Genomic DNA, 9743 nt, shown 5'->3' on the forward strand with positions numbered 1-9743 from the left:
CCGGCGGCGACCTCCTCGGTCCACGAACGCCAGGCATCCACCCGCGGGTGGCCGGCGGATCGTCTTCTCGGGGGTGGCTTGGGGGTGAGGGGACGATCGGGCGTCGGTGGGGCGGCGGATCGTTGTCTCGTGCTCGGGCGGTCTGCGAGACGGCGATCTTCGGGCGGGTGTCATCGGTATCTCGCCGGCGGCGTCCCGGGTTCCCGGGCGGGCGTTAGCGGTCGATCGGACGGCGCACGGCCCTCGCTCGTCCGCACCGACCTGCTCGGCCCACGAACGCCTCGCATCCACCCGCGGCGCGGCTGCCGCGCCCGGGTCGGGCTGATTCGGGAGGGGTGAACGTGGCGCAGCCCGGTTCTCGGAGGGGGCGTGAACCGATCGCCGCCGCCGGCGGGGGTCAACGGTTCGCGGGGCCGGAGGGCCTGCCGGGTAGGGGACGTTGGCCCCTGCCGGGTACGTCCTGCAACGGATCGCGCCCCGCGCGTCCACCCGCGCCGCCATGCTTGGCGCCGTGGCCGAGCGCGACCTCATCTCCCGTTTCGTCGCCGGCCTGCGGACGCGCGACGACCGCCTGCTGATCGGGCCCGGCGACGACGCGGCGGTGGTGCGCGCGGGCGCCGTGGCCGTCACCAGCACCGACACCACCGTGCTCGGCGTCCACCTGCCGGCCGACGACCCGCACGTCACGCCCGACGTCGTCGGCCACCGGGCGCTGGCGACCGCGCTCTCGGACCTCGCCGCGATGGGCGTCCCCGCCGGCGAGGCCTACGTCGCCCTGACGCTGCCGACCAGCTGGGACGACGGCCACGTGATCGCGCTGGTCGAGGCGATGGAGCGCCTGGCCGCGGCGACCGGTACCACGATCGCCGGCGGCGACGTCAGCTCGGGCCCCGCCCTGGTCGTGACGGTGACCGTCGTCGGCTGGGCGGACGACGAGCACGCGCTGCTGCGCCGGGACGCGGCCCGCGCCGGTGATCGCGTCGGGGTCACCGGCCAGCTGGGCGGCAGCGCGGCCGGGCTGGCGCTGCTCGTCGACCCGCGCGCCCGGACCGCGACGCTGACCCCGAACGTCCGCGCCGCCCTGCTGGACCGCTACCTGCGGCCCGAGCCGCGGCTGGCGCTCGGCCAGCGGCTGCTGCGGCTCGGCGCGCACGCCGCGATCGACCTCTCCGACGGGGTCGCGACGGACGCCGGCCACGTCGGCCGGGCATCGGGCCTGCGACTGCGGATCGACGTCGACCGGCTTCCGCGGCAGCTGGGCGTCGACGCGGTCGCCGCCGCCGTCGGTCGCGACCCCGCCCAGCTGGCGGCGGCCGGCGGCGAGGACTTCGAGCTGCTGGTGACGGCTCCGCCGGAGCGGGCGGGCGCGATCGCACGCGCCGGGGTGACCTGGATCGGCGAGGTGGCCGAGGCGGCCGGCGACGACGCCGCGCCGGGCGTCGTGCTGGAGCGCGACGGCCGTCCGCTCGGCTGGGCCGGCTTCGAGCACCGGGCCTGAGCAACGATCGGGCCGGCGGGCGGGCAGTCGGCACGGGCAACCGCGCACGAGATCCCACGATCGCCCCCGCCCTTCGACGCTGATCGTGGGACCTCGTCCGCCGACCTGCCGATGTCCGCGGCACCCCGCGCCGCCGCACCCCGCCCCCGCCCGCGCCCGCCTCTCAGGCCGCCCCGCGCGCCCGCCGGACCGTGGCCCGCTCGAGCCTGGCGAAGGCGATCAGGCGCCGGGCGGCGCTGAACGGCGGATCGCAGGCCGACAGGATCAGCTGGTCGTACGGTCGGCGCCGCAGCACCCAGACGCTGTCCGGGGTCACGCTGCGCAGCCGGAGCACGCGGTAGCTGAAGGTGCCGTAGGGCATCTCGACATCGATCCGATCGCCGCGGCGGAGCCTGTCGATGTGGCGGAACGGCGCCCCGTAGGTCGTCCGGTGGCCGGCGATCGCGGCGGTGCCGGGAGCGCCGGGCAGCGGCTGCGACGGATAGAAGCCCGGGCCCTTGGTCAGGTCGTCGTGGTCGGTGCCGAAGACCACGACCTTGTTGACGTGGATCTTCCGGATCCGGATCCGCGCCGCCGGGTCGCCGTGCGTCAGGCCGCGCTTGAACCGCCGCGCCAGGAACGCCAGCTGCGCCCGGTCGCCCTCGATCTCGGCCAGGGCGCGGCGCTGGACCGGCGACGCGGTCGGCAGCGGCACCCGGTCCAGCCGGTTGCCGAGGTCGTCCTGGCGCAGCTTGGCGATCAGCGCGGTGACCGGCTCCTGCCAGAGCAGCGTCGCCGCCACGTCGGCGAGCACGATCGTGCCGGCGACCAGCAGCACCGCCGAGAGCCCCCGGAGCAGCTCGCGGACGACGCTGATCGGATGCCGCGGGGGACCGTCGCCGCGGTGGTGGTAGCGCCCGCGGCCGCCGAGGCCGAGGCGCCGGCGGGCGCCGCGTGACGGGCGCCGGCTCATGCCGCGCCCTCGGCGTAGGCGTCGGCCAGGTCGTCGCGCGCCTCGCGGGCGGCGCGGCGGCGGGCCTCGCGGTCGGAGGGCGGTCGCCGGCTGCCACCCGAGCGATCGGACGGGACGCGCCGGCGCCGGCGCGGTGCCAGCGTCAGGGCGGTGGCGATGAACGAGCCCAGCAGCAGGCTCATCAGCAGCAGGCCGACCGGGGTGATCTGGCCGCCGGCGATCATCAGCACCAGCCACCACGGGACCTGCGTCCACGGCACGTCGAGGCTCGCCGTCACGGTCAGGCCGGCTGCCACCGGCAGCAGCGTCCCCAGCAGCGTCAGCCCCAGCCGGTGGATCGGCTCCAGCATCGGTAGCGGAGCGATCGCCGCGGGCCACGCGAGCAGCGCCGGCAGCACCAGGATCGCGGCCATCGGATCGACGACCAGCAGCGCCAGCTCGACCAGCATCAACGTGGTGAAGACGCCGGCGGCGACGGTCACCCGCGTCGGTCGTCCGAGACCGGTCGCGTTGCGCGTCAGCGTCGGGCGCGCCACCACGACGGTCGCGATCAGGATCGCCGTCAGCAGCACGACGACCAGCCCGGCGCCCGTCCCGGTCCGGACCGCCGCGCCGGCGAACGGCGCCGGGACCGCGGGCCAGACGAGCCCGATCCGCCCGAGCCCGATCGCCAGCAGGCCGGCGACCAGCGGCCCGACCGCGCAGCCGGCCGTCCACGCGATCCCGGCCGTCAGCGGGTGCCCGTCGCGGGCCAGCGTGATCCCGACGATCGCGGCGCCGGCGAGCAGCGGCACCACCAGCGCCAGCAGCAGCACCCGCAGCGCCCACGCCGGCAGCTCCTGGCCGACGACGATGATCCCGGACTGCTGCGGCCCGATGCCGCCGGAGGTCCCGTCGAGCGCGTAGAGCGTGCGGAGCGCGGCGCGCCCGTAGGCCGAGAGCCGCGACTGGTCGACGGTGGCGGTCGCGGCCGGCGGGGTCGTGCCCCCGGCGGAGAGCAGCACCGATGGCACGCCGGCCTGGTTGATCTCGCCCTGCTCGCCGACGGTCGCCGGCAGGCCGCGGCGCACCAGTTGGGTCCAGAGGCCGGTCTCGGCGCGGGCGTGCAGCCCCTCCTGCCGCAGTGCCTCGACCACCGTCCGCTCCAGTCGCACCGGCGCCGCCGGGCCGCCGTTGGACCACGGGACCACGTAGGGCGCCTGGCCCGGCGAGCCGGCCAGGTCGCCGAGCACCAGGACCGCCGCGGTCCGGCCACCGTCGAGATCGCGGGCGAGCCGCGTCGCGCCGCTCAGCCCGCCGCCCGAGGCGCCCGAGGTCGAGACGAACCGGATCGTGTGCCGGAAGCGCCCGTTGCCGGCGGCGCGGGCGAGCGCGATCAGCCCGGCGGTGCCCGACAGCTCGGCCTTGGCGCCCCGCTCGAGCGCGTCGCGGTGGGCGATCACGACGATCTCGGGGCCGGGCTGGCCCGGCAGCGCGGCGGCGACGTTCTCGAGCGTCCGCTCGCCGCCGGCGGTGTCGCTGCGGAACTCCTGCGACGAGATCGACGCGGCCGGCAGCGCGCGCCGCAGCTCCTCGCGGACCCGGTTCGCGATCGCCTGGTCGCCGGGCGATCCGGCGCGCCGATCCGGGTAGCGGGTGGCGAGGTCGTCGAGCAGCCGGATCGCCGCCGGGGCGTCGAAGGCGTCCGCCGCGACGTCGGCCTGCAGCGGTCCCGGCAGCCGCTGCAGGGAGAACGCGGCGATGAGGACCGCCAGCAGCAGGGCGCCGATGCCGACCCGGAGAGCCACGGCCTCGCAGCGTACCGGCGATCCGACGGGCGGGCGGGAGCGGGGACGGGCGAAGTACGCTGTCCTCCCGCCCAATCCGCGTCCGGATCGCCCGGGCTCGCCGCTCGTCGCCCGTCGCGGCCCGCGGAAACCCCGGTCCGGCGCAGATCCGGTCACCCCGCCACCGCCGCAGATGGACGCTCCCGCCCGCATCCTCGTCGTCGACGACGAGGAGTCGATCCGCACGCTGCTCGCGTTCCCGCTGCGGCGCGACGGCCACGACGTCGTGACCGTCGCCAGCGGCACCGAGGCGCTCGAGCAGTTCGAGCGCGTCCGTCCCGACCTGGTGCTGCTGGACGTGATGCTGCCCGGGATGGACGGGGTCGAGGTCTGCCGCCGGCTGCGGGAGAAGAGCCCGGTGCCGATCATCATGCTCTCGGCTCGCGGCGAGGAGAGCGACCGGATCGCCGGGCTCGAGAACGGGGCCGACGACTACGTCACCAAGCCGTTCTCGGTCCGCGAGCTGCGCAGCCGCGTGCGGGCCGCGCTCCGTCGCGCCGCGCTGCCGGCCGCGGTCACGGGAACCGCGCCCCCGATCGAGATCGCCGACCTGCGCGTCGACCCCGACCGCCGGCGGGTCGAGGTCCGCGGCGAGGAGGTCGAGCTGACCCACCTCGAGTTCGAGCTGCTGGTGACGATGGCCCGCGCGCCGGGCCGGGTCTTCACGCGCGACATGCTGCTGGAGCACGCCTGGGGCGGCGCCGCCTACCGCGAGCGGCGGACCGTCGACGTCCACGTGCTGCACCTGCGCGAGAAGATCGAGCGCAACCCGAAGGCCCCCGAGTACGTGATCACGGTCCGCGGGCTCGGGTACCGCTTCCGCGATGCCTGACCGCTGATGCGCTGGTCGCTGCGGGTCCGCCTGACGCTGGCGTTCGTCGGCGTCGCGCTCGTGGCGGTGGCCGCCGTCGCGCTGCAGGTGCTGCCGACGCTGGAGTCCTCGATGGCCCAGCAGCGCGTGCGCTCGCTGGTCTCCGACAGCGAGCGGGTCGCTCGCGAGGTCGCGGTCGGGGCCCGCGACGGCCGCAACCGGAGCGGCGGGCGCGTGACCCTCTCCCCGCGCGAGATCGTGGAGACCGTCGCGGCCCAGACCGGCGGGTCGGTGTCGCTGCTGGCCCGCGCCCAGGACGGGCGGACCGACGTCCTGCAGACGACGAAGGGCACGGCCAAGCCCGACGACGCGGTGATGCGGCTGGCGGGGCGGACGCTCGCCGACGGCGAGCCGCGGTTCTCGTCCGGCGACCGCGGGCGGCTGATCGCACGGGTCGCGATCCCGGTCGACGCGCTGCCCGCGCGGCCGGGGTTCGAGGTCCTGCTGATCAGCGAGAAGCTCGACGACGTCCACGCGACGGTGACCCTGGTCCGCCGTCGCGTCCTCTTCGGCGGGCTGCTCGCGATCCTGGTGGCGCTGGCCGCCGGCTCGCTGGTCGCGCTCAACGTCTCGGCCCGGCTGCGGCGGCTGGAGAAGGGCTCGCGCGAGGTCGCCGCCGGGCGCTTCACCACCAGCTTCGACACCAGCTCGCGCGACGAGCTCGGTCACCTGGCGCGGTCGCTGGACACGATGCGCCAGCAGCTCGCCGAGCTGGACGGCAGCCGCAAGCGGTTCATCGCCACCGCCTCGCACGAGCTGCGGACGCCGCTCTCGTCGCTGTCCGGATTCGTCGAGCTGCTGCGCGACGAGGAGCTCGACGAGCAGACGCGGCGCAGCTTCCTCGACCAGCTCGCGCTCCAGATCCGGCGGCTGGTGGGGCTGGCCGACGATCTGCTCGACCTCTCGCGGATGGAGAGCGGCGGGCTCGAGCTGCGCCCCGAGACGGTCGATCTGCACGAGCTGGCCGAGACGGTCGCGGCCGAGTTCCGCCCGATCGTCGAGCGGGCCGGGCGGGCGCTGCGGGTCCGGCTGGTCGGGACGCCGGTGCTGCAACACTGCGATCCGGCGAGGGTGGAGCAGATCATCCGGATTCTCGTGGACAATGCGCTGAAGCACTCCGATCCGGGCGCCGCGGTCGAGATCCGCGTCGCACGGAGCGGGGGCGTCTCCCGGATCGCGGTCAGTGACCGCGGGCCTGGCGTCGCGCCCGAGGACCTGCCCCACCTGTTCGAGCCCTTCCACGGCACCGGCGACGGTTCCGGAGCGGGGTTGGGGCTGGCGATCGCCCGTGAGCTCTCCCACCGGATGCGTGGCGAGCTGCACGTCGAGAGCCGGCCCGGCCGCACGACCTTCACCCTGGAGCTTCCCGCATGACCTCGATCCGCCCGCGTCTCGCCGGCCTGCTGCTCGTGCCCGTCGCCGCCCTGGCGCTCGGCGCCTGCGGCAGCGACGACGGCGGGAGCGGGACGAAGTCGGCGACCTCGACCCGCGTCGAGGTCGTCCGCGAGGTCGCCTCCGGCGGCGGGTCCTCCGCCAGCCGGCCGGGCGTCGACATCGACCCGCAGGCGATCTTCTCGCGCTTCGGGCGCGGCGTGGTGACCGTCCTCACGAAGGGCAGCGGCAGCGGTCCGCTCGACTCCCGCGGCGGGCTCGGGTCGGGCTTCGTGATCTCGGGCGACGGCCTGATCGTCACCAACGCCCACGTGGTGACCAGCGGCGAGGGCGACAAGCTCCAGGAGGCGGGCGAGGTCTACGTCCGCTTCGCCGATCGCAACCAGGTCCGCGCCGAGGTCCTCGGCTTCGATCCCTTCAACGACGTCGCGCTGCTGAAGATCGACCCGGCCGGGCTGTCGCTGGTGCCGCTGCGGTTCGCCGAGCCCAAGGACTCCCACGTCGGCCAGCCGGTGGTCGCGATCGGCTCGCCGTTCGGCGAGGAGCAGTCGCTCTCGATCGGCGTCATCTCGGCCCTCGACCGCTCGATCCAGTCGCTGACCGGGTTCGAGACCGTCGACGCGATCCAGACCGACGCGGCGATCAACCGCGGCAACTCCGGCGGTCCGCTGCTGGACGCTCGCGGCCGGGTGCTGGGCATCAACTCGCAGATCGAGACCACCTCGGGCGACGGCAGCGGCGTCGGCTTCGCGATCTCGGCCGAGACGGTCCGCCGGTCGGTCCGGCAGCTGCGCGACGGCGGCAAGGCCGCCTACCCGTACCTGGGCGTCTCGACGGTCGAGGTCTACCCGCAGCTGGCCAAGCGCTTCGACCTCGGCGTCGACCACGGCGCCTGGGTCCAGGAGGTCCCGGACGACGGCCCCGGCAAGGCCGCCGGGATCGCCGGTCCCGACGGCGGCGCGAAGTCGTTCCAGGTCGGCGAGTACCGGACCGGTGGCGACGTGGTCGTCGGGATCGACGACCAGGAGGTCCGCAGCTCGACCGACCTGGCCGAGGTCGCCCTCCGCTTCCGCCCCGGCCAGGAGGTCACCGTCCACGTGATCCGGGGCGGCAAGCCGCGCGACATCAAGCTGAAGCTGGGCACGCGGCCCAAGACGCTGCCCCGCAACTAGCGGGCGGCTCGCTTCGTTCGGGCGTTCGGGCGTTCGGGCGTTCGGGCGCTCGGGGCGCTCGGGGCATTCCGGGCGGGAGGTGGGCGGCGGGAGGCCGGAGGCGGGCGAGGCGCAGCGCGAGGAGCCGCGAATCGCCGTCTCGGTCGTGGCTTGGGGGCGAGACGGCGTTCGGGCGTCGCCGGGACGCTGATTCGTCGTCTCGCGGCGGGCGGTGTCGCGAGATGACGATCCTGCGGGTCGCGCGTGCCCTCCACCCGGGGCCGGCGGAACGCGAGGTCCGACCACCCGGGCGTCCGCCCGTGCACGGCTCGTTGACGATCGGGCGCGGGGCGACCGATACCCTCGGGGGGAGATGGCCGAGACCGCGCAGCAGCCCCTCGTCCTGGTCTCCAACCGCGGGCCGGTGACGTTCGACACCGACGGGTCGATCAGCCGTGGCACGGGCGGCCTCGTGACGGCGCTCACCGGCCTGGCCTCGCACCGCCGCGCGACCTGGATCGCCAGCGCGATGGGCCGCGGGGACGCCGATCGCGCCCGCGCGGCCGGGGGCCGCGCGTTCTCCGTCGACTCGCCGTCCGGCGGCTCCTACGACGTGCGGCTGGTGGTCTCCGACGAGGTCGCCTACGAGCGCTTCTACAGCATCTTCGCCAACCCGATGCTGTGGTTCATCCAGCACTACCTCTGGGACCAGTCCAACGCGCCGGACATCCGCTCCCACGAGGTCGAGGCCTACGAGTACGGCTACAAGCTCGTCAACCAGGACCTGGCCGACGCGGTGGTCGAGGAGATCGACGGCGCCAGCGAGCCGGTGGTGATGGTCCACGACTACCACCTGTACCTGGTGCCGCAGATGGTCCGCGAGCGCCGTCCCGACGCGTTCCTGCACCACTTCGTCCACATCCCGTGGTCGCAGTCCGACAGCTGGCGGGTGCTGCCGACCAAGATCCGCGACGAGCTCTACCGCGGGATCCTGGCCAACGACATCGTCGGGTTCCACACCCGCAGCTACCGGCGCAACTTCCTGCAGTGCTGCGAGGACCTGCTGGAGCTCGAGGTCGACCACGACCAGGGCGTCGTGCGGATCGACGACCGCGAGGTCTGGGTCCGCGCCTACCCGCTGCCGATCGACGCCAAGGCGACGCGCGCGGTCTCGCGGCGGGCCCGGGTCCGCGAGTTCGAGGACGAGCTGCTGCGCCGCCGCCGCGACTTCCTGATCCTGCGCGTCGATCGCGCCGACCTGTCCAAGAACGTCCTGCGCGGGTTCAGCGCCTTCGACCTGTTCCTCGAGCAGCACCCGGAGTTCCGGGAGCGGGTTACCTTCATGGCCCAGCTGATGCCGTCGCGGACCGACGTGCCGGAGTACCGCGAGTACCTGGAGCGGATCGAGGCCCTGGTGGCGGTCGTCAACCACCGTCACGGGACCCCGGACTGGATGCCGATCCAGCTGAAGCTGCGCGACGACGTCGAGGAGGCGATGGCCGCCTACCGCCACTACGACGTCCACATCGTCAACGCGATGTTCGACGGCATGAACCTGGTGGCGAAGGAGGGGCCGATCGTCAACGAGCGCGACGGCGTCTCGATCCTCTCCGAGAACACCGGGGCCCACGAGGAGCTCGGCGAGTTCGCGCTGACGGTCAACCCGTTCGACGTCCAGGCCCTCGCCAACGCGATCCACCGTGCGCTGACGATGAGCGTCGAGGAGCGCGAGCATCGCGCCGAGGGCCTGCGCGGCATCATCACCCTCCGCGACCCGGGCGACTGGATCGACGAGCAGCTGGCCGACGTGCGGCGGAAGGCCGCAGGGGCGGCGGCGGTCGACCTGGGGTAGGGGCGGGCGCCGGTCACGGCTGCCCGAACTCCGCGGCCGCCCCGGCGGGCGCCGCAGGCCTCACGGCAGGCGACGCCGGTGCCGAGCGCGGCGGTCCGACGGGAGCGCCGGCGCGCGCAGGCGGCGTCGCAGGCGCAGGTGATGCGGATCGCGCCCGGGTGGGCCGCGGCGAACGGGGACGCGGTCGCCGGCGACCGCGCG

The 9743-nt window shown here is 75.1% G+C and carries 7 protein-coding genes; 5 read left to right on the plus strand and 2 right to left on the minus strand.

The genetic code is table 11. From position 1 onward, the window contains the following. The first annotated feature begins 511 nt into the window (after positions 1-511). Complete coding sequence (gene thiL, locus PAI11_RS18805; RefSeq protein ID WP_007577714.1) at positions 512-1498, plus strand: thiamine-phosphate kinase; 987 nt, start codon at positions 512-514, stop codon at positions 1496-1498. Between the two features lie 163 nt (positions 1499-1661). Here thiL and PAI11_RS24760 read toward each other — a convergent pair whose 3' ends face one another. Then, positions 1662-2450 (minus strand): class E sortase, encoded by a 789-nt coding sequence (locus PAI11_RS24760; RefSeq protein ID WP_007577715.1) that lies wholly within the window; start codon positions 2448-2450, stop codon positions 1662-1664. Continuing rightward, positions 2447-4237 (minus strand): M28 family peptidase, encoded by a 1791-nt coding sequence (locus tag PAI11_RS18815; RefSeq protein WP_007577716.1) that lies wholly within the window; start codon positions 4235-4237, stop codon positions 2447-2449. The genes PAI11_RS24760 and PAI11_RS18815 overlap by 4 nt, the downstream gene beginning before the upstream one ends. Positions 4238-4409: 172 nt before the next feature. Between PAI11_RS18815 and PAI11_RS18820 the strand changes: the two genes are divergently transcribed. From PAI11_RS18820 to PAI11_RS18835, 4 genes are all read left to right on the plus strand, one after another. Next, entirely contained in the window at positions 4410-5108 is a 699-nt protein-coding gene (locus PAI11_RS18820) for a response regulator transcription factor (RefSeq protein ID WP_007577717.1), read from the plus strand. 6 nt (positions 5109-5114) lie between these two features. Further along, on the plus strand, positions 5115-6521 hold the full coding sequence (locus tag PAI11_RS18825; RefSeq protein WP_007577718.1) for a sensor histidine kinase: 1407 nt from the start codon (positions 5115-5117) through the stop codon (positions 6519-6521). Further along, on the plus strand, positions 6518-7711 hold the full coding sequence (locus PAI11_RS18830; RefSeq protein ID WP_007577720.1) for a S1C family serine protease: 1194 nt from the start codon (positions 6518-6520) through the stop codon (positions 7709-7711). Before PAI11_RS18825 ends, PAI11_RS18830 begins: the two co-directional genes overlap by 4 nt. 352 nt (positions 7712-8063) lie before the next feature. Beyond that, entirely contained in the window at positions 8064-9542 is a 1479-nt protein-coding gene (locus tag PAI11_RS18835; RefSeq protein ID WP_007577723.1) for an alpha,alpha-trehalose-phosphate synthase (UDP-forming), read from the plus strand. The last annotated feature ends 201 nt before the right edge of the window (positions 9543-9743 follow it).

The sequence above is a fragment of the Patulibacter medicamentivorans genome (genome assembly GCF_000240225.1).
Lineage (GTDB): Bacteria > Actinomycetota > Thermoleophilia > Solirubrobacterales > Solirubrobacteraceae > Patulibacter > Patulibacter medicamentivorans.

Excerpts from the sequence above, each read along its gene's own strand:
- PAI11_RS18830 (WP_007577720.1), top strand. The coding sequence starts at position 6,518 with ATGACCTCGATCCGCCCGCGTCTCGCCGGCCTGCTGCTCGTGCCCGTC.
- PAI11_RS24760 (WP_007577715.1), bottom strand. The coding sequence starts at position 2,450 with ATGAGCCGGCGCCCGTCACGCGGCGCCCGCCGGCGCCTCGGCCTCGGC.
- PAI11_RS18835 (WP_007577723.1), top strand. The coding sequence starts at position 8,064 with ATGGCCGAGACCGCGCAGCAGCCCCTCGTCCTGGTCTCCAACCGCGGG.
- PAI11_RS18825 (WP_007577718.1), top strand. The coding sequence starts at position 5,115 with ATGCGCTGGTCGCTGCGGGTCCGCCTGACGCTGGCGTTCGTCGGCGTC.
- PAI11_RS18820 (WP_007577717.1), top strand. The coding sequence starts at position 4,410 with ATGGACGCTCCCGCCCGCATCCTCGTCGTCGACGACGAGGAGTCGATC.